A 24,649-nucleotide genomic window follows, 5' to 3' on the forward strand; every position below is an offset into this window, starting at 1 on the left:
TGATGACGTGGGATCGGTGGTGGCTGTTTACGGTGACGGTGTTCCTGATCGCGGGAACGCCGGGCCCCAACATGCTTCACGTCATGACGCGCAGCGTACGCTTCGGCTTTGGGCGCAGCGTCTGGGCGATGGCGGGATGCCTGACCGCGGTGTTGTTCGCCTGTTCGGGCTCGGCGCTCGGGCTGGGCGCGCTGCTGCTCGCTATGCCGCGGCTGTTCGATGTGGTGCGCTATGCCGGCGCCGCCTATCTGGTCTGGTTGGGCGTCAAGGCGTGGCGCGGGGCGGGGAAGGGCGAGGCCGGGCTCGATCCGGACATGCCGGCTGCAGGGCCACGCGTGCCGTCTTATCGGCTCTATATCGACGCGCTGCTGACCGGGCTGTCCAATCCGAAGCTAATCCTGTTCGCCGCCGCCTTCTTCCCGCAGTTTATCAGCCGTCACGCGCCGGCGGTGCCGCAGTTCGCCATCCTGGTCGCGACCTTCGCGGCGATCGAAAGCAGCTGGTACGCAACCTATGCGGCGGGCGGACGTCGGCTGGCGCGTTGGCTGGCGTCGCCTGCACGGCAGAAGCTGTTCGATCGCGCGACCGGCGGGCTGTTCTTCGCCTTCGGCGTGGGGCTGGTGGCGGCGCGGGTGTAGTGGCGCTCATCGTCATGCCGGACTTGATCCGGCATCTGGAGCCGCAGGCGCCGCGCCCGAAGCCCTAGATCCCGGATCAAGTCCGGCATGACGAAAGGCGGAGGACCCTCCGCCACCCCCGCCCTTGTTGCAGCGCGCCATCTCGGCTATGGGCGCGCGCTGAAACTCCGACAGGATCCGAAAATATGAGCCTCCGCAACGTGGCGATCATCGCCCACGTCGATCACGGCAAGACGACACTCGTCGATCAGCTGTTCCGTCAGTCCGGCACCTTCCGCGACAACCAGCGCATCGAAGAGCGCGCGATGGATTCGAACGACCTTGAGAAGGAGCGCGGGATCACCATTCTCGCCAAGCCGACCTCGGTCGACTGGACGCCCCCCGGCGCCAGCGAGAGCATTCGCATCAACATCGTCGATACCCCGGGCCACGCCGATTTCGGCGGCGAAGTCGAGCGCATCCTGTCGATGGTCGACGGCGTCGTGCTGCTCGTCGATTCGTCCGAAGGCGCGATGCCGCAGACCAAGTTCGTGACCGGCAAGGCGCTGGCGCTCGGCCTCAAGCCGATCGTCGTGGTCAACAAGGTCGATCGCCCCGACGCGCGCATCCAGGAGGTGCTCGACGAGGTGTTCGATCTGTTCGTGTCGCTCGACGCCAATGACGAGCAGCTCGATTTCCCCGTGCTCTACGCCTCGGGCCGCAACGGCTATGCCTCGACCGACATGGATCGCCGCGAAGGCACGCTGATCCCGATGTTCGAGACGATCGTTTCGCACGTTCCGCCGCCCGCCGTGGAAGTCGCCGGCGTGCCGTTCACCTTCCTGGTGACGCTGCTCGACCGCGATCCCTTCCTCGGCCGCATCCTCACCGGCCGCGTCAATTCGGGTGTGGTCAAGACCAACCAGCCGATCCATGCGCTCGACAATGACGGCAAGATCATCGAGACCGGCCGCGCGTCGAAGATCATGTCGTTCCGCGGGCTCGACCGCGTCCCGGTCGACGAGGCCAAGGCGGGCGACATCATCAGCCTCGCCGGCCTGACGATCGCGACCGTCGCCAACACCATCTCCGACGTCACCGTGACCGAGCCGCTGCACGCGCAGCCGATCGATCCGCCGACGCTGTCGATGCGTTTCGCGGTCAACGATTCGCCGATGGCCGGCCGCGAGGGCACCAAGGTGACCAGCCGCATGATCCGCGACCGCCTGTTCCGCGAGGCCGAGTCCAACGTCGCCGTCAAGGTCACCGAAGCTTCCGACAAGGACAGCTTCGAGGTTGCGGGCCGCGGCGAGTTGCAGCTGGGCGTCCTCATCGAGACGATGCGCCGCGAGGGCTTCGAACTCGGCATCTCGCGTCCGCGCGTGCTGTTCGGCGAGGACGAGAGCGGCAGCAAGACCGAGCCCTACGAGACCGTGATCATCGACGTCGACGACGAATATTCGGGCACCGTCGTCGAGAAGATGAACATTCGTAAAGCCGAGATGACCGACATGCGTCCGTCGGTTGGCGGCAAGACGCGGATCACCTTCTCGGCGCCGTCGCGCGGGATGATCGGCTATCACGGCGAGTTCCTGTCGGACACGCGCGGCACCGGCATCATGAACCGCCTGTTCGAGAAATACGGCCCCCACAAGGGCAAGATCGAAGGCCGCAAGAACGGCGTGCTGATCTCGAACGGATCGGGCGAGGCCAACACCTATGCGCTCGGTCCGCTCGAGGAGCGCGGCATCCTGTTCGTGGGCCATGGCGAGCAGCTCTACGAGGGCATGATCGTCGGCGAGAACGCCAAGCCGGACGACCTCGAGGTCAATCCGATGAAGACCAAGGCGCTGACCAACTTCCGCGCCTCGGGCGGCAAGGACGACCAGGTGCGGCTGACCCCGCCCAAGCGCGCGACGCTCGAGCAGGCGATCGCCTATATCGACGACGACGAGATGGTCGAGGTGACGCCCAAGTCGATCCGGCTGCGCAAGCGCTTCCTCGATCCCAACGAGCGCAAGCGCAACAAGCGTTCGGCGGGATAAGCTTTCTTCATACTCCCCGGCTTTGGCCGGGGAGGGGGACCGCCGGCGAAGCCGGCGGTGGAGGGGAAAGGCGCGACCGTCGCTTCGCGCCGGCCCCTCCACCATCCTGCGGATGGTCCCCCTCCCCACCAAAAGGTGGGGAGGATGGTGCTATCCCCGCCGCAGCATCACATTCATCCGTGCCCCGGCGATCGGTTTTTCCCGATCGTCTTGCCAGGCGAAGGCCTCGACATTGGCGATGCGCGCGCCCAGCCGCGTGACCTTCGCCGCCGCGAAGGTGTCGCGCGGGCGCCCGCCGCGCATGAAGTCGACCGTGACCGTGATCAGCTTGGCCGAGGTGCCGGGCTCGTCCTCCAACGCGTCGAGCACGGTGCCGATCGCGGCGATCTCGAGCAGCCCCGCGATCGCGCCGCCGTGCAGGAAGCCCGGGCGGCCGACGACGACATCCGAGAAACCCAGTTTGAACAGCGGCGCGCCGTCGGTATCCCGCGCGGCGGTAACGCCAAGAAAGTCCGCATAAGGCGGCAGCGTCAGGCGGCCAACGCCGATCATTGCGCGTCGGTCATCATGAAGGTCGCGGCGACATGCGCGATCGGATCCGCCGGGTCGCCGTCATGCGCCTGGCCGCGGACGAAGGCGACGCGCCGGGTCAGCCGATAGCATTCGCCACGCCCGACCACGGTGCGCCCGGGGATGGCGGCGCGGAGATAGTCGATGCGCAGGTCGAGGGTCGCCTGCGGCTGGAAGGCGCCGCGCTTGATCCACACGGAAATGCTCGTCGCCATGTCCATCAGCGCGACGATCGGCCCCGAGGCGAGCACGCCGGACGCGATGTCGCCGACCAGTTCGGTGCGATAGTCCAGCGCGAGCTCGACCCAGTCGCCGCCATGTCCGACATAGCGTGCGCCCAGCGCGCCGTTATGCCCGAAGCCGACGATCATGCGGATCGCGGCGTTGGGATCGAAACCGGCGAGGACGGGCGGGGGGCTTTCGGCCATGATCGCCAGCGATAGCCCGCGCGCAGGCGGCCGGCAACGGACGCCGCAACGGCCGCGGTGCTGCAATTTCCCAGACGGTGGTTGCGGCGCGTCGGACGGACCGGCAGGTTGCGCATCTGCCCCGATCGGAGTTTGCCCATGCGCCGTGCCGCCCTGCTGTTATTGCCTTTGCTGATCGGCGCCGCGCCCATCGATTGGGATGCGCGCTTCCAGTCGATCTACGGTACGGAATATCAATGGCGGCTTGCCAGCTTCGCCGAGCCCGAGGGGCAGGGGCAGGATCGCATCATGAGCCCGCATCTGCCCGACGTCTCGCCCGCCGCGCAGGCCGGGCGGACGGCGACGTGGACCAAGGTCGAGGCGGCGCTTGCGGCGATCCCGCTCGACAAGCTCTCGACCGACAATCAGGTCAATTTCGCGGTCTACAAGGGCCAAATTGATGCCTTGCTCGCCGCGCAGCATTTCCAGGAATGGCAGAGGCCCGCCAATTCGGATTCGAGCTTCTGGGGTGATCTTGCCGGCTTTGACGACAAGCCGCTGCGCTCGGAACAGGAATATCGCAACTATCTCGCCAAGCTGGCCGAGGTGCCGCGCTATTTCGACCAGCAGATCGCCAACATGAAGGCGGGCGAGGCGCGTGGCTTCACCCCGCCGCAGGTCACGCTCACGGGCCGCGACCAGTCGATCGCACAGGTCGCGCAAGCCAAGGCACCGGAGGACACAGGCTTCTGGGCGCCGTTCAGGACGATGCCGAGCAACCTGTCTGCGAGCCGTCAGGCGGCGCTGCGGTCGGAAGCGCAGCGCGTCATCATGGCAAGCGTCGTGCCCGCCTATGCCAAGCTGCTGTCCTATTGGCGCGACGACTATGTGCCGCACGCCAACCCCGTACTCGGTGCCGAGCAACTGCCCGACGGCGTCGCCTATTATCGCTCCAAGATCGCGGAATTCACGACGCTCGATCTGACACCCGACCAGATCCACGCGATCGGTCTGCACGAGGTCGCCGCGATTCATGCCGAGATGCTCGGCGTGATGAAGCAGGTCGGGTTCAAGGGCGATTTCCCCGCCTTCCTCGTCTTCCTGCGCAGCGATCCGCGCTTCTACGCCAAGACGCCCGACGAATTGCTCAAAGACGCCGCCTGGATCGCCAAACGCTTCGACGGCAAGTCCGAGACCTGGTTCGGGCACCTGCCGCGAAAGCGCTTCGCGATCGTTCCGGTGCCCCCCGCGATCGCGCCTTTCTATACGGCGGGCCGCGGCGGCGACGGCATTTATCTGGTCAACACCTATGACCTTCCCAGCCGCCCCCTCTATCAACTGACCGCGCTGACGCTGCACGAAAGCGCGCCCGGCCATGCCTTCCAGATCCCGCTCGCGGCCGAGCATAAGGACCAGCCCGAATTTCGGTCGGCGGGCTATATCTCGGCCTATGGCGAGGGCTGGGCACTCTATTGCGAGCGGCTCGGCGACGAGATGGGGATGTACGAAACTCCCTATGACCGCTTCGGGATGCTGTCGTACCAGATGTGGCGCGCCGCCCGGCTGGTGGTCGATACCGGCATTCACCACAGCGGCTGGACACGGGCGCAGGCGGTCGCCTTCCTCCACGACAATACCGCGCTCTCGGATCACGAGATCGCGACCGAGGTCGACCGCTATATTTCCTGGCCGGGACAGGCACTGTCCTATTATCTCGGCGAGAAGACGATCCGCGACGATCGCGCGCGCGCCGAGAAGGCGCTGGGGTCACGGTTCAACATCCGCGCCTTCCACGACGCGCTGCTCGAACTCGGCTCGGTGCCGATGCGCGAGGTCGACCGGATGACCGATCGCTTCATCGCCGGTGGCGGCCGCGGGCCCTATCCCGGCGAGGAATGAGCCGCCGCGTCGCCACTGGCCCCGGCGCGTCGGCGTTCCTATAGAGCAGGGCATTGTCGATACACGCTTAGTTGCTTTCCAGCCGAGGATCCCGATGGCCGAACTCTCCGCACCGCTTGCCGCCGAAATGCGGCGCCTTCACCGCGCGGCGGAGCCCGAGGTGCTCGCGGCGCTGCTGCCCTCGGCGACGCTGCCGCATGCGCAGCGCGAGCGGGTGGTCGGTCGTGCGCTCGGTCTGCTGGCGGATCTGCGGGCGGCGCAGGCGTCGGGCTGGGTCAACAAATTCCTCCAGCAGTATCGGCTCAACTCGTCCGAGGGCGTGGCGCTGCTCAGCCTCGCCGAGGCGTTCCTGCGCGTCCCCGATCCCGAGACCGCCGACCTGCTCATCGCCGACAAGCTCGGCGACGCCGACTGGAAGGCGCACACCGGCAAGTCCGCGTCGGGCCTGGTCAATTCGGCGACCTGGGGCCTGGTGATCGGGCGTGCTCTGGTCTCCGACGAGGGTCGCGGCGGCGTGCTGCGTCGGCTGGTCAGCCGCGCCGGCGAGCCGTTCGTGCGCCAGGCGGTGGGTGCGGCGATGAAGCTGATGGGCGAGGTGTTCGTGATGGGCCGCACCATCGACGAAGCGCTCGGCCGGATGGACAAGCGCGACCAGCGCGGCTTCACCGCCAGCTTCGACATGCTCGGTGAGGCCGCGCGCACCCATGCCGATGCCGATCGCTATCAGGCGAGCTACCTGGATGCGATCCGCTCGGTGGGCCGCCAGCACAACAAGGGCCACTCGATCTCGGTCAAGCTGTCGGCGCTGCACCCGCGCTACGAGGTGGCGCGCTGGCACGAATGCGTCGGCGCGCTCAGCGTCCGGCTCGAGGAACTGGCGCTGGCCGCCGCCGAGGCCGGGATCGGGCTCACCGTCGATGCCGAGGAGTCCGAGCGGCTCGAGATGAGCTTCGAGATCATCGGCGCGGTCGCGCGGCTGCCGGCGCTCAAAGGCTGGGACGGCTATGGCATGGCGGTGCAGTCCTATGGCAAGCGCGCGCGCGCGACGATCGAATGGGCCGATACGCTGGGCCATGCGGCCGGGCGGCGGATGGCGGTGCGGCTGGTCAAGGGCGCCTATTGGGACAGCGAGATCAAGCGCACGCAGGAGGCCGGCCTCTCCGACTATCCGCTGTTCACGCGCAAGGCCGCGACCGACGTCTCCTACCTCGCCTGTGCGGGCGACATGCTCAAGGCGCCGCACATCTATCCGGCGTTCGCCAGCCACAATGCGCTGACCGTCGCGACGATCCTCGAATGGGCGGGCGAGAGCCGCGACTTCGAGTTCCAGCGGCTGCACGGCATGGGCGAAGGGCTCTACGAGCGGCTGGTGCGCGAGGAGCGATATCGCTGCCGCATCTATGCACCGGTTGGCGGGCATCGCGACCTGCTCGCTTATCTGGTCCGGCGCCTGCTCGAGAATGGCGCCAATTCGAGCTTCGTCCACCAGCTCGCCGACGAGACGCTGACCGACGCCGAGCTGCTCGCCGATCCGGCCGAGAAGATCCGCGCGGTCGGCGGCGCGCGCCATCCCTCGATCCCGCTGCCGGTCGACCTGTTCGGCGCGGTGCGGAAGAATAGTGAAGGCATCGATCTGCAGGACCGCGAGACGCTGGCGGGGGTGGTGCGCGAGATCGGGACGCCGTTCGTGCCGAGCGAAGTCGAGGCACAGGGCTCGGGCGCGGCGCGTGGAGGACGTCCCTCGACGACGCTCGGGACGAACGGACTGGAATTTGCTCTTGGCGCGACGGAGGCCGTGACCCGCGCCGCGCGCGCCTTCCCGGCGTGGTCCGCCACCCCCGTGGAGACCCGCGCGCAGGCGCTCGAAAAGCTCGCCGATCTGCTCGAGACGCACCGTCTCGACCTGATGCGCCTATGTGTCCATGAAGCGTACAAGACCTATGCGGACGCGATCGGCGAGGTCCGTGAGGCCGCCGATTTCTGCCGCTATTACGCCAATCAGGCGCGCGGGCTGATGCAGCCGGTCGAGCTGCCCGGGCCGACCGGCGAGCGCAACGTGCTGCGGCTCGGCGGCCGCGGCGTGTGGGCGTGCATCGCGCCGTGGAATTTCCCGCTCGCGATTTTCCTGGGGCAGGTCGCGGCGGCACTCGCAACCGGCAACACCGTCGTCGCCAAGCCCGCGCCGCAGACGCCGCGGATCGCCGGCTGGGCGGTCGCGCTGGCGCATGAGGCGGGCATTCCCGAAGACGCGCTGGTGCTGCTTCCCGGTGGCCCCGAGGAGGGATCGGCGCTGGTCGCCTACGCGCGCGTCGCCGGCGTCGCCTTCACCGGCTCGACGCGCACCGCCAAGGCGATCGCGCGCGCCCTGCTCGAGGGCGACGACCGCCCGATCGTCCCGCTGATCGCCGAGACCGGGGGGCTCAACGCGATGATCGTCGATTCGACCGCGCTGCCCGAGCAGGTCGTCGCCGACATCGTCACCTCGGCGTTCCGCTCGGCGGGCCAGCGCTGCTCGGCGCTACGGCTGCTGGTCCTGCAAGAGGATATCGCCGAGCGCACGCTCGAGATGCTCGGCGGCGCGATGGACACGCTGCAGGTCGGCGACCCCGCGGATCCCGCGACCGACGTCGGTCCGGTGATCGACCAGCCCGCCTATGACCGGCTGATGACCTATCGCACGCAGGCTGAGGCGCGCTGGGTCAAGACGGTTGCGGTGCCCGCCGACGGCCTGTTCGTGCCGCCGACGGTGATCCGGCTCGATGCGATCGACCAGTTGAAGCAGGAATGGTTCGGCCCGATCCTCCACGTCGTGACGTGGGCGGCGGGGGATCTCGCGCGCACGGTCGAGCGGATCAATGCCTCGGGCTTCGGGCTGACCATGGGTCTCCACAGCCGCATCGCGCGCGCCGCCGACGAGGTCGAGGCACTGGCCGAGGTCGGCAATCTCTACGTCAACCGTTCGATGATCGGCGCGGTGGTCGGCTCGCAGCCGTTCGGCGGCGAGCGGCTGTCGGGTACCGGCCCCAAGGCGGGCGGTCCGCACTATCTGGCCCGTTTCTGCGTGGAGCGCGTGACCTCGACCGACACGACCTCGGCGGGCGGCAACGCAACGCTGCTCTCGCTCGACGACGTCGCCGGGATCTGACGCCGACGGCTCTGCGTGAGAGATACCGGTAATCGGCACCATTGCGCGGACCGGCCGGTCCGGTGCATTACCGCCGCATACCGAGCATTCGATTCGTGGAGAGGCAGCGTGGATCTCAACTTCACTTCCGAGGAGGAGGCGTTCCGCGCCGAGGTGCGCCTGTTCCTCGCCGAACAGCTGCCGGCGCGCATTGCCGACAAGGTGCGCACCGGCAAGCGACTGACCAAGGCCGACATGGTCGAGTGGCATGCGATCCTCAACGCGCGTGGCTGGCTTGCCAACCATTGGCCGGTCGAATGGGGCGGGCCGGGCTGGAGCGTCGTTCAGCGCTATATCTTCGACGTCGAGACCGCGCTGGCGCACGCCCCGCGGATCATTCCCTTCGGCGTGTCGATGCTCGGGCCGGTGCTGCTCGAATATGGTTCGGACGCGCAGAAGCAGCATTGGCTGCCGCGCATTCTCGACGGCTCCGACTGGTGGTGTCAGGGCTATTCGGAGCCCGGCGCGGGCTCCGATCTCGCCGGCCTCAAATGCGCCGCGGTGCGCGACGGCGACGACTATGTCGTCAACGGCCAGAAAACCTGGACGACGCTCGGCCAGTTCGCCGACATGATCTTCTGCCTCGTGCGTACCGATCCCAAGGCGAAGAAGCAGGAGGGTATTTCCTTTTTGTTGATCGACATGAAATCCCCCGGTGTCGAGGTCCGTCCCATCATCCTGCTGGATGGCGAGCATGAGGTGAACGAGGTCTTCTTCACCGACGTCCGCGTCCCCGCCGCCAACCTTGTCGGCGAAGAGAACAAAGGCTGGACCTACGCCAAATATCTGCTGACCTACGAGCGCACCAACATCGCCGGCGTCGGCGGATCGATGGCCGCGTTCGACTGGCTCAAACATGTCGCCGGCGCGCAGAAGAAGGCGGGCAAGCCGCTGGCGGTCGATCCCTATTTCGCCGCGCGCCTCGCCAAGCTCGAGATCGATCTCGAAAATATGAAGACGACGAACCTGCGCGTGCTGGCGTCGGTCGCGCACGGCGGCGCGCCGGGTGCGGAGAGTTCGATGCTCAAGATCCGCGGCACCGAGATCCGCCAGGAGATTACCGCGCTGACCCGGCGTGCGCTCGGCCCCTATGCGCAGCCCTTCGTCAGCGAGGCGCTCGACGAGGGCTATAATGGCGAGCCGATCGGGCCGGACTATGCCGCGCCCGTGGCGGCGGAATATTTCAACAACCGCAAGCTCTCGATTTTCGGCGGATCGAACGAGATCCAGCGCGAGATCATCACCAAAGCGATCCTGAGGCTCTGACGATGGATTTCAACCACAGCGACGATCGCCAGATGCTCGCCGACACGCTCGGTCGCTATCTCGCGCAGAAATATGATTTCGAGACCTATAAGCGCATCGCCGTCTCCGAATCCGGCTTTTCGCGCGAGACCTGGGGTGCGCTCGCAGAGTTGGGCATCATCGGCGCCTTGTTCGGCGAGGAGGCGGGCGGCTTCGGGGGCAGCGGCTTCGACATATCCGTCGTATTCGAGGCGCTCGGTCGCGCCCTCGTCGTCGAGCCGTTCCTGGGAACGCTGATGGCGGGCCGTCTGCTCGCCGATCGGCACGACCTGCTCGAGCAGGTGATCGCCGGGACGTCGATCCTCGCCTTCGCGCATTTCGAGCCGCAGGGTCGCTACGATCTCACCGAATTGGCGACCACCGCGGTGCGCGCCGGCGACGGCTGGGTGCTGAGCGGTGCCAAGGCGGTGGTGCCCCAGCTCGAGGCGGCGGACCACATCCTCGTTTCCGCCTGCACGGACGGTGGCCTGGGCAAGAGCGCCGGACTGTCGCTCTTCCTGGTGCCGGCCGATGCGGCGGGCGTGACCGTGCGCGGCTATCCGATGATCGACGGCGGCCGGGGCGGCGAGCTGCTGCTCAAGGACGTCACGCTCGGCGCGGACGCGCTGGTCGGTCCCGAGAACGACGCCTTCGACGGTATCGAGGCGACGGTCGCCGCCGGCATCGTCGCGCTGTGCGCCGAGGCGGTGGCGGTGATGGCGGTGCTGCGCGACGCGACGCTCGACTATCTGCGCACGCGCACGCAGTTCGGCGTGCCGATCGGCAAGTTCCAGGCGCTCCAGCACCGCATGGCGACGGTTGCGCTCGAGATCGAGCAGGCGCGCTCGGCGGTGATCAATGCCGCCGCTGCGCTCGACGGCGATCGCTGGCACCGCGAGCGCGCGGTCTCCGCCGCCAAATTCACGACCGGCCGGGTCGGCACGCTGACCGCCGAGGAGGCGATCCAGATGCATGGCGGGATCGGCATGACCTGGGAGCTGCCGCTGTCGCATTATGCCAAGCGGCTGACGATGATCGATCACCAGCTTGGCGACGAGGACCATCATCTCGAACGCTATGTGCTGCTTGGCACGGAGGCGGGCGAGGCGTGATGGCGACGTCGCGGACAGCGCTTGAGCGGCGTGGTCCGATGCGCCAGAAGACCGTCCGACGAAAGCAGCAGGGAGACATGCCGTGTTCAGCCACATGACGATCGGGTCGAACGATCTCGATCGCTCGAAGACCTTCTACGACAGTCTGTTCGCAGCGCTCGGCGGCAAGCCCGGCTTCGTCGATCCCAAGGGCCGCCTGGTCTATCTCCACAATGGCGCGACCCTGCTCGTCACCACGCCGCTCGATGGCCAGCCTGCGACGGCGGGCAATGGTTCGACGATCGGTTTCGCGGTGGACGGGCCGGCGCAGGCGGACGCGTGGCACGACGCCGGTGTCGCCAATGGCGGCAGGTCGGTCGAGGATCCGCCGGGCGAGCGCACCGGGAATGCCGTGCCGCTCTACCTCGCCTATCTGCGCGACCCCGACGACAACAAGCTCTGCGCCCTTCACCGCATGGGCTGAGCCCGCCTGGCAAGACGCCGCGCTTCCATTGCCTCGGCGCGACGGAAGCGCGGCGTCTTGTCATGATTTAGCGAAAATTGTTGGTGGCGTTTGCCGGCGCGAGCCGACATGGACGCCGTTCATGTTGATGGCCCCGGATCGGACCGGCGCCGGACGAGTAGGAAGGCGCCCCGCCGATGACCATCGATCGCGATCAGGACGGCGGCGAAGAGAACAGCATGGTCGACGAATCCTACCGCCGCGGTTTTCGCGATGGATTCGGCGATGGCCAAGAACAGGCCAAGGGCGGCGAGGAGCCCGACAAGGACGAGACATCCGACGACGATGACAAGGGCGATGGCGATGGCGAGGACAAGGACGGCGACGACAAGCCGCCGCTCTACAAGCGCCCGCTATTCTGGATCATCCTGATCGTCGTCGCCGCGATACTGATCATCAGCGGCGTGCTGTTCTGGCTGCACAAGCGCCAATATCAGTCGACCGACGACGCCTTCGTCGACACGCATATCGTGCGGCTGGCAGCCCAGGTCTCGGGGCAGCTCACCGGCGTCGCGGCGGCCGACAACCGTCATGTCGAGGCGGGCGCCTTGCTCGCCACGATCGAGGCCGACGCAACCCAGGCGAACGTCGCGCAGGCCAAGGCGCAGGCGCTGCAGGCGCAGGCGCAGATCGAGCAGTCGGAGGCGCAGGTGATCTCCGCGCGCGCGCAACGTGCGCAGGCGGTGGCGACCGCGCGCGATCCCGAGGCGCAGGCGGCCAAGGCCGAGGCCGATCTCGCCCGCTATCTCCGGCTGCGCCAGCTCGATGCGGCCGCGGTCGCGGGCACGCAGATCGATCAGTCGCGCCAGCAGGCGGCAAGCGCGGAGGCGCAGGCGGCTGCGGCGCGCAAGAATGTCGCCAATGCCGATGCGCAGATTGCGGTCGCGCAGAAGCAGGTCAAGGCGGCGCGCGCGCAGAAGGCCGGCGCCGAAGCGCAGATCGCGTCCGCGGGCGTCACCTTCAAGCATCTCGACATCCGCGCCCCCGTCTCGGGCCAGGTGGTCAACCGCTCGGTCAACATCGGTAGCTATGTCCAGGCCGGCTCGCAGCTGATGGCGATGGTGCCCGACCAGATTTGGGTGACCGCCAATTTCAAGGAAACGCAGATCACGCTCATGCGGATCGGCCAGCCCGTCGACATTCAGGTCGACGCCTTTCCGGCGGTGCATTTCCACGGCCATGTCGACTCGATCCAGCGCGGCGCGGGCCAAGCGTTCGCGCTGTTGCCGCCGCAGAATGCGACGGGCAATTACGTCAAGGTCGTGCAGCGCGTGCCGGTGCGCATCCTGTTCGACGGCCGCGACGGCGGCCCCGATCCGCGCGCCTATGCGATCGGGCCGGGCATGTCGGTGGTGCCGACCGTCAAGGTCCGCTGAGCTTGGCCAAGGCGGCCACCAAGGGCGGGGGCGGCGGTCCGGACGCGGGCTGGAGCGACGAGCGCTCGGCCGCGGGCAAGCGCAACCCGTGGCTGATCGTGATGGTGATCAGCCTCGCGACCTTCATGGAAGTGCTCGACACCGCGATCGCCAACGTGTCGCTCAGTCACATTGCGGGAACGCTCGCGATCTCGCCCGACGAGGCGACCTGGGTGCTGACCTCCTATCTGGTCGCCAACGCCGTCGTCGTGCCGATCTCGGGGTGGCTCAGCGACGTGCTGGGGCGCAAGCGCTTCTACATGATGTCGGTGCTGCTGTTCACCGTCGCCTCGCTTGCCTGCGGGCTGTCGGGCAGCCTCGCCATGCTGATCCTGGCGCGGATCGTCCAGGGCTTGGGCGGCGGCGGGCTTGCCACGTCCGAACAGAGTTTTCTGGCGGACACCTTCCCGCCCTCCAAGCGCGGCATGGCGTTCGCGGCCTACGGCGTCGTCGTGATCGTGGCGCCGGTGGTCGGGCCATCGCTGGGCGGCTACATCACCGACAATATCAGCTGGCACTGGATCTTCCTGATCAACGTGCCGGTCGGCATCCTGTCGCTGATCCTCGTCCATTTTCTCGTCCAGGAGCCGCCGGCGCTCGAGCGCGATCGCAAGAAGCTGCTCAAGAAGGGGCTCAACGTCGATTATGTCGGCTTCGCGCTGGTCGCGGTCGGTCTCGGCTGTCTTGAGGTGACGCTCGATCGCGGGCAGCGCGACGACTGGTTCGGCTCGGGCTTCATCCTGACGATGGCGATCATCGCCGCCGTCGCGCTGACGCTGCTGGTGGTGTGGGAGCTCGCGCGCAAGGATCCGATCGTCAACCTGCGGCTGCTCGGCAATCGCAATTTCGGCATCTGCTTCGTGATGATGCTCGCGGTCGGCACGATCCTGTTCGGATCGACGCAGATCATCCCGCAGATGCTGCAGGAGGTGTTCGGCTATACCGCGACCGACGCCGGCCTCGCGCTCACCACCGGCGGGTTGGCGGCGCTGGTCGCGATGCCCTTCACCGGGCTGCTGATCGGCAAGGTGCAGACGCGCATCCTGCTCGGCGGCGCGTTCCTGGTGCAGGCGCTCGCGCTTGGGCATCTGAGCGGGCTCACCGCCGACGTGTCGTTCGGGCATATCGCGATGGCGCGCGTGTTTCAGGCGGTGGCGCTTCCCTTCCTGTTCGTGCCGATCAACGCGCAGGCCTATGTCGGGCTCGATCCGAAGTCGTTCAACCAGGCCTCCGCGCTGCTCAACGTCGCGCGCAATCTCGGCGGATCGGTCGGCATTTCGGCGGCGCAGGCGGTGATCGAGCAGCGTGAGCAGTTTCACCAGTCGCGGATCGTCGAGAGCCTCAATCCGCTCGACCCGAACTATGTCCAGGGGCTCGGCCAGATCGGTCAGCAGCTTGGCGGGGCCGCGCCGGGCGACGCTTCGACCTCGCAGCTCGGCGTGCTCTACCAGCAGGTCACGCAGCAGGCGGCGATGCTGTCCTATATCGACGTCTATCATGTGCTGATGATCGCGGTGTTCTGCATCGTGCCGCTGGCTATCTTCCTTCGCCCCGTTACCGGTCAGAAAGGCGGCCATTGATGCGCCGTTCCGCGCCCCTCCTGCTGTTGCTGCTGGCGAGCGCCTGCACCGTCGGTCCGACCTACAAGGCACCCGAACCGCCGGCGCCGGCTGCCTTCGCCGAGCCGCAGCCGACCGACGGCGGCGTCGACCTCGCCACATGGTGGACAGCGTATGACGATCCCGAGCTGACCCATCTGATCGAGTTGGGGCTTGCCCAGGCGCCGGATCTGCAGACCGCGGAGTCGCGCGTACGCGAGGCGCGCTACGAGGTGATCGCCGCGCGCTCGGCCGGACTGCCGTCGGTCAACGGTACCGGCAATGCCGAATATCTCAAGTTCCAGCAGATCGGCCAAAAGTCGGACATCGACAAGCTCGCGCAGCAGATCGGCGGCGCCCAGGCCGGCAATGCGACGGGCGGGACCGGCTCGAGCACCAATCTCGGTTCCATCCCGCGCGACTTCCACACCTTCTCGGCGGGCTTCGACGCGAGCTGGGAGCTCGATCTGTTCGGCGGGGTGCGGCGCTCGGTCGAGGCCGCGCGCGCGCAGGAGCAGGCGGCCCGGTGGACCGCGCGCGACGCGCGCGTCAGCCTCGTCGCCGAGATCGCCTCCGACTATCTGCAGATGCGCGGCTATCAGGAGCAGGCGCGGATCGCGGCGGCCGAGGCGGATCGCCAGGCGCGTGCGTTGTCGATCCTCCAGCACACCGCGCAGGTCGGGCTGGTGCCGCAGGGCAATGCGATCCGTCAGCGCACGCAGCTCGCACAGGCGCAGGCCCAGATCGGGCCGCTCAAGGCACAGGCCGGCGCGCAGATTCACGCGATCGGCGTGCTGATCGGCGAAGCGCCCGAGGCGCTGATCGCCGAGCTCAACACCGACGTAGCGCTGCCCAAGGTGCCTCCGCAGGTGCCGCCGGGTCTGCCGGTCGACCTGATTCGCCGACGGCCCGACGTGCGCGCCGCCGAGCGCCAGCTGGCGAGCGCCACGGCGCAGATCGGCGTCGCGGTCGCCGACCTCTATCCCAAGATCTCGCTGACCGCGATGCCGCAGCTGGCGACGGCGTGGCTCGGCGGCTTCTTCCTCGGCAAGACCTTCCAGCTGACGGCGCAGGGCTCGGCGAGCTTCCCGATCTTCGATTTCGGCGCCCGTCGCGCCGCGATCAGCGAGCGCGAGGAACAGCGCGAGCAGGCCTATATCCAGTGGCGCCAGACCGTTCTGGGTGCGCTGCGCGACGTTGAGGATGCGCTGGTGCGGATCGCCGGCGAGCGCGACAGCAATGCCGATCTGCGCGGCGGCGTCGCGGCGGCACACCGATCGCTGGCAACGGTCGAGGCGCAATATCAGGTCGGGCTGCAGGACTATACGCCGGTGCTCGATGGCCAGCAGCAGTTGCTCCAGGCGCAGAACAGCCTCGCGCAGAGCGACGTCCGGCTGCGCACCGATCTTGCCTCGCTTTACAAAGCGGTGGGCGGGGGATGGTCCGAAGGTGACGCGCCGCCAATGCGCCCGGCGATCCAGGATGCGCCGAAGAAGCGGTGAAGCGCAGGTAGCGTGCGGAGGGGGTGAGGGTGTTCCCCGGCGCAGACCGGGGCCCAGGCCCCAACTGTGCGGCGGACACTGATCCCGGTAGTCCCGGGGGTTAAGCCCAGCCTGCCGGGGAACTGTCTACGCTGACACAACGCGCCGAAAACAACGCGATTTGCCTTTTGCGCCGCGCCCGATAGGCTTGGCGCATGATCAGCACGGCGGCGGCCGATACGCGCGACCAGGGGCTCAGGCGCGGCATCGGCGCCTTCGGGCTGGCCGCGGCGATCGTCAACATCGTGATCGGGGCCGGCATCTTCTCGCTGCCGGCCGGCATGGCGCGCAGCGCCGGCCCCTATGCGCTGGTCGCCTATCTGCTCTGCGCGCTGGCGATGGGCGCGGTGGTGCTGTGTTTCGCGGAAGCCGGCAGCCGGGTGCCGACCAGCGGCGGCACCTATGGCTATGTCGAGGCGGCGTTCGGGCCGCTCGCCGGTTTCGTCGCCGGCGTGCTGCTGTGGCTGTCGTGCGTGCTCGCGGCGGGGGGCATCGCCTCGGCCTTCGCGGACGCGCTCGGCGGCCTCGTGCCGATGCTGCAGACGCCGGTGGTGCGCGCAGGGGTGATCGTCGTGATCCTGGCGTCGCTGACGCTGGTCAATCTCGCGGGCGTCCGCCCCGCCTCGCGGCTGATTGCGGTGACGACGGTGATCAAGATCATACCGCTGGCCCTGTTCGTGCTCGTCGGCGCCTGTTTCGTTCATCCCGCCAACCTCTCGGCGGGCGTGGTACCCGATGCGGGCGGGATCGGGCGCGCGATCCTGCTCTCTCTGTTCGCCTTCCAGGGGATGGAGACCGCGCTCGGCGCCAGCGGCGAGGTCGCCGATCCGACGCGGACGTTGCCGCGCGCGCTGGTCGGCGCGATGGCGTTCATCGCCTTATTCTATATCGCGATCCAGCTGGTCGCGCAGGGGCTGATGGGCGCAACGCTCGCCGGCTCGCATGCGCCGCTCGCCGACGCGATGGCGACGATCGATCCGCGGCTCGGGCTGCTGCTGGTGATCGGCACCGCGGTGTCGATGGGCGGCTGGCTCGGCAGCGACCTGCTCGGCGCGCCACGGGTGCTGTTCGCCTTCGCCCGCGATGGTTTTTTGCCGGGCGCGCTCGGCCGCGTCTCGTCCCGAACCGCGGTGCCGACCACCGCGATCGTGACGCATGCGCTCATCGCGGCGCTGCTCGCGATCACCGGGACGTTCGAGACGCTGGTGGTGTTGTCGGTCCTGTCCGCCTGCGCGCTCTATGCAGGCGGCTGCGCGGCGGCATGGGTGCTGCGGCGGCGCGGTGTCGCGATGGTCGGCACCCCGCTCACACTGCCCTGGCTGGGCTTTTGGACGCTGCTGGGTTGCGCCAGCATGGTCGCAGTGATCTTGCTTGCGCAGTGGGACGAAATCGGCGGGCTCGCAGCAGCGCTTGTCGGATCGTGCGGGTTATACTGGGTGGCGCGGCGCATTCGCTCCCCGGCGTAGGCCGGGGCACAGGCCCCACGCCTGCAACGCACGTCTTCGCGATTCGGAGAGAGTGGGCCTGGACCCCGGCTTGCGCCGGGGAGCAGAAGGAGTGTTACAACAGCCGATCGCTAGTGATCGGCAGGTCTCGCACCCGCACGCCCGTCGCATGGAAGATCGCGTTGGCGACCGCGGCGGCGGTGCCGACGATGCCGATCTCGCCCAATCCCTTGATGCCGAGCGGATTGACCTCGTGATCGGGCTCGTCGACGAAGATCACATCGATGTCGGCGATGTCGGCGTGCGCCGGCACATGATATTCGGCGAGATTATGGTTCATGAAGCGGCCGAGGCGATGGTCCATCATCGTCTCCTCGTGCAGCGCCATGCCGATCCCCATGACCACGCCGCCGAGGATCTGCGATCGCGCGGTCTTGGGGTTGATGATCCGCCCGGCCGCGACCGCGGTAACCACGCGCGTCACCCGGATCTGGCCAAGCTGCTCGTCGACCTTGACCTCGACGAACACCGCTTGATGCGTGTTGCGCGCCTTCTTGGCGGCTTCGAGCATTTTCGGCGAGCCGGTCTCCTCGACCTCGATCGGGCCGCCCTCGGTGGTGACCAGATCGGTCAGATCGATCGCGCGCGCCGGATCATTCTTTACGCGGATCTGTCCGCCGACGAACTCGACCTGCTCGATCGCGGCGTTGGCGAGTGGCGAATCGTCGATCTTGCGCGCCGCCTTGAGCAATTTCGCTTTGAGTGCGGTGCAGGCCAGCACCAGCGCGTTGCCGATCGACGCCGCTCCCCAGCTGCCGCCCTCGACCGGTGCCTTGGGCAGCGTGGAGTCACCGAGCTGCGCGTCGATCCGGTCGACGGGCATGCCCATTTCCTCGGAGGCGATCTGCGTCATGATCGTATAGGTGCCCGTGCCGATGTCGGCCGAGGCGGTCGCGACCTCGAGCACGCCGTCGGGCCGCAGCCGCGCGCGGACCGCATGCGCCTGGAACAATGTTTCCCACACGCCTGTCGCCATGCCCCAGCCGACCAGCTCGCGACCGTCGGTCATTGCGCGCGGCGCATGGACGCGCTTGGACCAGCCGAAGCGCTCGGCCCCCTCGGCATAGGCCTTGTCGAGCGCCTTGGAGGTGAAGGGTTGGCCGCTGATCTCGTCCTTGCTGGTGTAGTTGACAAGACGCAGTTCGAGCGGGTCGATGCCCACCTCATAGGCGAGTTCGTCCATCGCGATCTCGAACAGGTTGAGCGCGGTCGCGGCGCCCGGCGCGCGCATCGATCCCGGCGTATAGGTGTCGACGGGCGCGACCCGGTAGTCGAGCGCGATATTGTCGCAGCGATAGCCGCGCGCGCACCAGTCGACGATATTCTCCGCGAACGTCTCGAACCGGGAGGTCGCGCCGACGCAGTCCGAGCGGATCGCCTGAAGCCGCCCGGCCTGGTCGGCGGCGATCGCGATGTCGTAGATCACGTTGGGCCGGTATTGATGCGAGAACATCTGCTGCCGCGTCATCACGACCTTGACCGGCCGTTCGATCATCTTGGCGGCGATCGCGGCGAGGAACAGCTGATATTGCGGCCGCAGACCGACGCCGAAACCGCCGCCCATGAAGGGCGCGACGACATGCACCTGCTCGGGTTTCAGCCCGAAGATGCCGGCGAGATAGGTCGCCGAATTCTGCGCGCCCTGCGTCTTGTCGTGGATGAACAGCGATCCGTCGGGCTTCCAGATCGCGGTCGAGGCGAACAGCTCCATCGGGTTGTGGTGCTCGGGTGCCAGCGTGTAGCGACCCGACACGCGGTGCGCCGCCTCCTGATAGACCTTCTCGACATGTGCCTTGGTGTTGCCGAGCGGGTTCGCGAGGTCGCTGCGCGACTTCTCGGGCGAGTAGGTGCCGTCGCCCTTGGGGTTGTAGGCGCCGGCTTCGGCCTCCGTGAGATCGGTGACGTGCGATGCCGCCTCGTAGCGGATGTCGACCAGAGTCGCGGCGTGCCGTGCGGCCTCGAAGGTGTCGGCGACGACGAGTGCGACGGGCTGCTGCGCGAAGCGGATCTCGGCATCGCCGAGCGGGCGGAAAGGCGAGCCCTTGGGCGCGACCATGTCCTGCCAGACCTTGTCCTTGTCGACGACGTCGGGCCGGTTTTCGTGCGTGACGATTTCGATGACACCCGGCGCGGCCCTGGCGGCGGTCGCGTCGATCGCCGTGATGCGCCCCTTGGTGATCGCTGCCGACACGACAACGCCATAGGTAAGCCCCTCGACCGGGAAGTCGGCGGCGTAATTGGCGAGGCCGGTCGTCTTGAGACGGCCGTCGACGCGGCTGAGCGGATCGCCGATGCGGCTGGTCGGGGAGGAGAGGGCGGTGGCCATGTGTCGGTCCTTCAGGCGATGCGCTTGTCGGCGATGGTCTGCGGCGTGCCCGCGACCGCCTGCCCGAGCGCGCGGACGATCACGCGGCGCGCGAGCTCGACCTTGAAATCATTGTCGCCATGGCCGCGCGCGCCAGCGAGGATGCGGTCGGCGACGGTGGCGAACAGCGCGTCGTCAGGTGCCTTGCCTGCGAGCAGCGCCTCGGCCTCCACCACGCGCCACGGCTTGTGCGCGACGCCGCCGAGCGCGATCCGCGCCTCCACGATCGTGTCGCCGTCGATCCGCAGCGCGATCGCCACCGAAACCAGCGCGAACGCATAGGAGAGGCGGTCGCGCAGCTTGAGGTAGGTCCAGTTGTGGCCGCAGTCGAACGCGTCGAGGTCGATCGCGGTGACGATCTCGCCGGCGGCAAGCGTGTTGTCCTTCGACGGATCGTCGCCGGGCAGGCGGTGATAGTCGCCGAAGTCGATGACGCGCTCGCCATCGGGTCCATGGACTTTTACGCGCGCATCCAGCGCCGCAAGCGCGACGCACATGTCGGAGGGGTGGGTGGCGATGCACTGTTCGGACGTGCCGAGGACCGCGTGGATGCGGTTGACCCCGCCGATCGCGCCGCAGCCCGATCCCGGCGCGCGCTTGTTGCACGGCGTCGCGGTATCGTAGAAATAATAGCAGCGCGTACGCTGGTTGAGATTGCCGCCGTTGGTCGCCGCATTGCGCAATTGCGCGGAAGCGCCGGCGAGTATCGCGTGCGCGAGCAGCGGAAAGCGCTCCGAGACCCGCTCGTCGTAGGCGGTGTCGGCATTGGGCACGAGCGCGCCGAGGCTGAGCCCGCCCCCGTCGGTCTCGCGGATATCGTGCAGCGGCAGGCGGCGCAGGTCGACGAGCAGGTCGGGCGTCTCCGCCCCTTCCTTCATCAGGTCGACGATATTGGTGCCGCCGGCGATCGCTTTGGCGCCGGGGCGGGCGAGCAATTGCGCGGCGTCGGCGATCGTCGCGGGGCGGGCATAGGCGAAGCGGTTCATGCGTGCGCGGCCTTGCCCTGCTGGGCCATCACGTCCTCGATGGCGTCGGCAATGTTGGTGTAGGCGCCGCAGCGGCAGATGTTGCCGCTCATCAGCTCGCGTATCTCCTCGCGGCTCGTCGCCTTGCCCTCGCCGATCAGGCCGGCGGCCGAGCAGATCTGCCCCGGCGTGCAATAGCCGCACTGGAAGGCATCATGATCGATGAACGCCTGCTGGAGCGGGTGGAGATGGTCGGGCGTACCCAGCCCCTCGATCGTCGTTACCTCGGCACCGTCGCGCGTCACCGCGAGCACAAGGCAGGAATTCATCCGCTTGCCGTCGATCAGCACGGTGCAGGCGCCGCACTGGCCGTGATCACAGCCCTTCTTGGTGCCCGGCAGCTCGAGCCGCTCGCGCAGCAGGTCGAGCAACGTCACCCACGGATCGAGGTGCAGCGCATGCCGTTCACCGTTGATCGTCAGCGTAACGGGCACGCCGTCGCCGTCGGGGGCGTGGACACGGTCGTCCACCATCGTGTCGGTTGTCATGATATCGGCCCTGTCATGTGCTTGCGGCACCAAGCGAAGCGACAGGCTTGGGGTTCCAATATCGGGCAATAATGACGGGCGCGGACGGGGTCGGTCGGTAGCGGGCGCGGCCCGGCTCCGGCTTCTGTCACAGCGGTCGAGGTGGCCACTATGTGACCCTCGTCCGCGCCCGCCGGCGGCATTCCGCTCCTGCGTGACGCGCTGGTAACGAGTGTTACTAGTCGCGTCAAACGTCTGTTTTGCTGATCGAATTTGACAGCGTTGCCGTCGGACACGCGTCGAGATCATGCGACTTGCGTGAAACGCCGGGAAAGCAAAGACGCGGCCGGCTCGATGCCGACCGCGCCCTCGCATCGTAGTCGAAGCGATCAGAAGCCGAAGTTGACCGTACCCGAGATCGTGCGCGGCGCGCCGATCTGGACGAAATTGACCGCGGTGTTCAGCGGCGTCGCATTGCCCGTGGACGATGCGCCGACGTAGAATTTGTTGGTCAGGTTGGTGACGTTGAACTGCAGCCAGGTGGCGTCGTTCATGCCGAGCGCCTTGAGCGAGAAGCGCGCGTCGAGATCGACCAGCAGGTAGGACGGGGTCTTGGCGCCATAGACCTGGTAGAAGTGCGTCGCGCCGCCAGCGACGTAGCTCTGGTAGACCGGCGTATTCTGGTCGTTGATGTAGCGGGGCCCGGTGCGCTTGATCTGCACGCCGAGTTCCGCCGGCCCGACATGGCCCTCGGCGCGGCCGCCGAAGGTGTAGACCGGCGCGTTGGATTCGCGCTTGCCAGCGGTCGCCGCGAAGATCGCCGAATTGGGGACGCAACTGGTCACGTTCGGCCCGATCGACGTGTTGAGGCCGCTCGGGCCGCAGGTGCCGATCTGCACATTGTCGAGGATCTTCGAGTGCAGGTAGGAGCCGAAGACGTACAGCGAGAGCTGCGGGATCACATTGTAAGCGAGGCTGCCGTCGAAGCCGTATTTATGCACGGTGCCAAGGTTGGTGTAGGTCGAGAGCTGCGCGATCGGATCGTAGGTCTGCTCGATGCGGTTCTTGAACACCGTGTACCAGGCCGCGAACTGCGCCTGGACCTTGCCGCTGCGCATGCGGATGCCGGTATCGAAATTGTCCGACGTCTCGGGCTTCGGGTTCGCCGGCTGGGTGCCGCTCGGATAATAGAAGCCGTTGTAGAGCTGGTCGGTGCCGGGCACCTGGAGGCCCTTCGAATAGCTGCCGTAGACGCTGATATTATGGCCAAGGTCGTAGGTCAGGCCGCCCGACGGCAGCACCTTGTTGAAGTGGAAGTCGCGCTTGGTGACAGGCGACGAGCCCGACGGCAGGCCGGCGGTGGCGCTCACCGAATAGGGGTTCACGCCGAGATAGGAGGTCGCCGCCGCGCTGTTCTCGTCGAGACAGTCGACATTGCCGCTGCCATTGGTCGAGTAGCAGAAATTGTGCAGCTTGCGCTGGAAGAAGGCGGCGCGTGCACCGGCCTCGACGGTCAGCTTGTCGTCGAAGAACTTGCCGCGATACTGGCCGGCGACCTGATTGAGGATCGCGAGCGAGAGACGGTCGCGCTTCTCGAGAACATTGCCGTTGCCGTCGAGGATCGGGTCGCCCTGCGGGAAGACGTTGGTCGGCTGGCCCGAGAAGGTGAGATAGCCCGCCTCGCCGGTCTGGCGGTGATGGCCATAGTCGAGCGTGTAGTTGAGGCGGAAGGTCTGCGACGGGGTAAGGTCGTAGATCAGGTTAGCGATCACGCCGTAGCGGTTGGTGATCGTGTTGCTCGGCGCGAGCAGCGAGACGGTGTCGAGCGTGTCGCCATCGCCGTTGAGATCGTGGCCGACATAGAATTGGCCACCGATATAGCCGTAGCCGGTGAAGGTCTGACCGTTGACGGTCTTGGTATAGGCCTTCTCGTTCGCGGTGACGGTGCCGCCGCCATTGGCATCGGTATATTCGTAGAAGGGATCGACGGTCAGGATCAGCTTGTCGGTGATGCCGAAGCGCGAATTGACGCGGATGTTGCCCGTGCGCGACGGATTGTAGCGATAGTCGTACGCGGTGCCGCAGCTGTTGGCGGTCTGCGCGCCGGGGCCCGCGGCCGTGGTGGTGCAGGCGGGGACGGTGTAGAATTCGTCGCTGGAGCTGTCCGGGAAGCGGTTGCTCGTTGCGGTGCCGACGGTGCGTGCGCCCGTGACAACGCCGGCCGCGCTCAGGATTGTGGTGTCGTTGCGCAGCGGCGCGGACGCCGAGAAATTGTTGCGGTTGTCGTTATAATTGCCCGCGACCGAGATGAAGTTGCCGCTGTCGCCGAGCGGCTGGTAGACCTTGAAATTGGCCTGGTCCTTGCGCAGCTTGCCGATGTTGTTGAACGGCGAGTTGTAATTCTCCTCGCTGGCGGACAGCCAGGCCTTGGTGCCGAACGGGGTGAACACGCCGGTGTCGACGACACCAAATATGCGCATCATGTTATATTGGCCGATCGTGCCCTGCAGGCGGACGTGGAAGTTGTCGGTCGGCGTGCGCGAGACATAGTTGACGGTCGAGCCGGTCGCCGACGGCGTCGGGCTGTCGATGTCGCTCGAGCCGAGCGAGACGTTGACTTGGTCGATCAGCTCGGGGTCGAGCTGCTGGTTGGAATAGATGGCGTAATTGCCGGTGTCGTTGAGCGGGATGCCGTCGAAGGTCTGCGAGATGCGCGACGCATCGAACCCGCGGATCGTCAGGAAGCCGCCCGACGCGCCGTAGCCGTCGTTGTTCTGGAAGCTGACGCCCGGCATCAGGTTGATGATGTCGTCGATCGACTGTCCCGGCGTCTGGTGCGTGATCACCGCCTGGGTCAGCACCTGGCGCGTCTTGGTCGAGTCGGGAATCGACACGCCGTCGACCGCCTTCGGACCCTTGGCACCGGTGACGACGATCGCCGACTGGTCGAACACCTGCGAACCGGTCGACTGCGCGAACGCGGGCGTGATCGCCGCGAGCGCCAGAAGTGAAACAGACGCGCGCGCGCCCTGCTTGAAGATAGACACTGGTAGTCCCCTTGATGCGATTCCCTGCTGGGCTTTCCCAGCCCTGCTGTCGGCGCGGCTAGCGGG

At 67.3% G+C, this 24,649-nt stretch carries 17 protein-coding genes; 11 read left to right on the forward strand and 6 right to left on the reverse strand.

The window, feature by feature from the left end; translation table 11 throughout:
- Positions 1 to 2 precede the first annotated feature (2 nt).
- Together Q0326_RS04495 and typA are read left to right on the forward strand one after the other, a co-directional pair.
- Positions 3 to 638 carry a LysE family translocator gene (locus Q0326_RS04495; RefSeq protein WP_298687557.1) on the forward strand — a complete coding sequence of 212 codons (636 nt, stop codon included), beginning with the start codon at positions 3 to 5 and terminating at the stop codon, positions 636 to 638.
- A gap of 185 nt (positions 639 to 823) precedes the next feature.
- The gene (typA, locus tag Q0326_RS04500) at positions 824 to 2,662 is read left to right on the forward strand and encodes a translational GTPase TypA (protein WP_298687559.1); all 1,839 of its coding nucleotides are present in this window, start codon (positions 824 to 826) and stop codon (positions 2,660 to 2,662) included.
- A 150-nt stretch (positions 2,663 to 2,812) separates the two neighbouring features.
- Here the strand turns inward: typA and Q0326_RS04505 are convergent, their stop codons facing one another.
- Positions 2,813 to 3,214 (reverse strand): PaaI family thioesterase, encoded by a 402-nt coding sequence (locus tag Q0326_RS04505; protein WP_298687566.1) that lies wholly within the window; start codon positions 3,212 to 3,214, stop codon positions 2,813 to 2,815.
- Positions 3,211 to 3,660 carry a PaaI family thioesterase gene (locus Q0326_RS04510; RefSeq protein ID WP_298687568.1) on the reverse strand — a complete coding sequence of 150 codons (450 nt, stop codon included), beginning with the start codon at positions 3,658 to 3,660 and terminating at the stop codon, positions 3,211 to 3,213. The genes Q0326_RS04505 and Q0326_RS04510 overlap by 4 nt, the downstream gene beginning before the upstream one ends.
- A 138-nt stretch (positions 3,661 to 3,798) precedes the next feature.
- Between Q0326_RS04510 and Q0326_RS04515 the strand changes: the two genes are divergently transcribed.
- The 9 genes from Q0326_RS04515 to Q0326_RS04555 all read left to right on the forward strand — a co-directional run bounded on the left by Q0326_RS04515 (position 3,799) and on the right by Q0326_RS04555 (position 17,640).
- Positions 3,799 to 5,538: a DUF885 family protein gene (locus Q0326_RS04515; RefSeq protein ID WP_298687571.1), complete on the forward strand. Its 1,740-nt coding sequence runs from the start codon at positions 3,799 to 3,801 to the stop codon at positions 5,536 to 5,538.
- Between the two features lie 94 nt (positions 5,539 to 5,632).
- The gene (putA, locus tag Q0326_RS04520; protein ID WP_298687573.1) at positions 5,633 to 8,683 is read left to right on the forward strand and encodes a bifunctional proline dehydrogenase/L-glutamate gamma-semialdehyde dehydrogenase PutA; all 3,051 of its coding nucleotides are present in this window, start codon (positions 5,633 to 5,635) and stop codon (positions 8,681 to 8,683) included.
- A gap of 108 nt (positions 8,684 to 8,791) precedes the next feature.
- Entirely contained in the window at positions 8,792 to 9,988 is a 1,197-nt protein-coding gene (locus Q0326_RS04525) for an acyl-CoA dehydrogenase family protein (protein WP_298687575.1), read from the forward strand.
- A gap of 2 nt (positions 9,989 to 9,990) precedes the next feature.
- A complete protein-coding gene (locus tag Q0326_RS04530) occupies positions 9,991 to 11,118 on the forward strand; it encodes an acyl-CoA dehydrogenase (protein ID WP_298687577.1) in 1,128 nt (375 codons plus the stop codon).
- An 82-nt stretch (positions 11,119 to 11,200) separates the two neighbouring features.
- Complete coding sequence (locus Q0326_RS04535) at positions 11,201 to 11,581, forward strand: VOC family protein (protein WP_298687579.1); 381 nt, start codon at positions 11,201 to 11,203, stop codon at positions 11,579 to 11,581.
- Positions 11,582 to 11,757: 176 nt separating this feature from the next.
- Positions 11,758 to 12,996 carry an HlyD family secretion protein gene (locus Q0326_RS04540; RefSeq protein ID WP_298687581.1) on the forward strand — a complete coding sequence of 413 codons (1,239 nt, stop codon included), beginning with the start codon at positions 11,758 to 11,760 and terminating at the stop codon, positions 12,994 to 12,996.
- 2 nt (positions 12,997 to 12,998) lie between these two features.
- Positions 12,999 to 14,615 carry a DHA2 family efflux MFS transporter permease subunit gene (locus Q0326_RS04545; protein ID WP_298687583.1) on the forward strand — a complete coding sequence of 539 codons (1,617 nt, stop codon included), beginning with the start codon at positions 12,999 to 13,001 and terminating at the stop codon, positions 14,613 to 14,615.
- Positions 14,615 to 16,135 carry an efflux transporter outer membrane subunit gene (locus tag Q0326_RS04550; RefSeq protein ID WP_298687585.1) on the forward strand — a complete coding sequence of 507 codons (1,521 nt, stop codon included), beginning with the start codon at positions 14,615 to 14,617 and terminating at the stop codon, positions 16,133 to 16,135. Before Q0326_RS04545 ends, Q0326_RS04550 begins: the two co-directional genes overlap by 1 nt.
- A 194-nt stretch (positions 16,136 to 16,329) precedes the next feature.
- Positions 16,330 to 17,640, forward strand: a complete 1,311-nt coding sequence (locus Q0326_RS04555; RefSeq protein WP_298687587.1) for an APC family permease — start codon at positions 16,330 to 16,332, stop codon at positions 17,638 to 17,640.
- A 94-nt stretch (positions 17,641 to 17,734) separates the two neighbouring features.
- Here the strand turns inward: Q0326_RS04555 and Q0326_RS04560 are convergent, their stop codons facing one another.
- The 4 genes from Q0326_RS04560 to Q0326_RS04575 form a co-directional block, all read right to left on the reverse strand.
- The gene (locus Q0326_RS04560) at positions 17,735 to 20,005 is read right to left on the reverse strand and encodes a xanthine dehydrogenase family protein molybdopterin-binding subunit (RefSeq protein WP_298687588.1); all 2,271 of its coding nucleotides are present in this window, start codon (positions 20,003 to 20,005) and stop codon (positions 17,735 to 17,737) included.
- Positions 20,006 to 20,016: 11 nt separating this feature from the next.
- Complete coding sequence (locus Q0326_RS04565) at positions 20,017 to 21,030, reverse strand: xanthine dehydrogenase family protein subunit M (protein WP_298687590.1); 1,014 nt, start codon at positions 21,028 to 21,030, stop codon at positions 20,017 to 20,019.
- A complete protein-coding gene (locus tag Q0326_RS04570) occupies positions 21,027 to 21,557 on the reverse strand; it encodes a 2Fe-2S iron-sulfur cluster-binding protein (protein WP_298687593.1) in 531 nt (176 codons plus the stop codon). Before Q0326_RS04570 ends, Q0326_RS04565 begins: the two co-directional genes overlap by 4 nt.
- A 368-nt stretch (positions 21,558 to 21,925) precedes the next feature.
- A complete protein-coding gene (locus tag Q0326_RS04575; protein WP_363303682.1) occupies positions 21,926 to 24,583 on the reverse strand; it encodes a TonB-dependent receptor in 2,658 nt (885 codons plus the stop codon).
- Positions 24,584 to 24,649 lie beyond the last annotated feature (66 nt).

It is taken from the genome of uncultured Sphingomonas sp., assembly GCF_937859915.1.
Classification (GTDB): domain Bacteria; phylum Pseudomonadota; class Alphaproteobacteria; order Sphingomonadales; family Sphingomonadaceae; genus Solisphingomonas.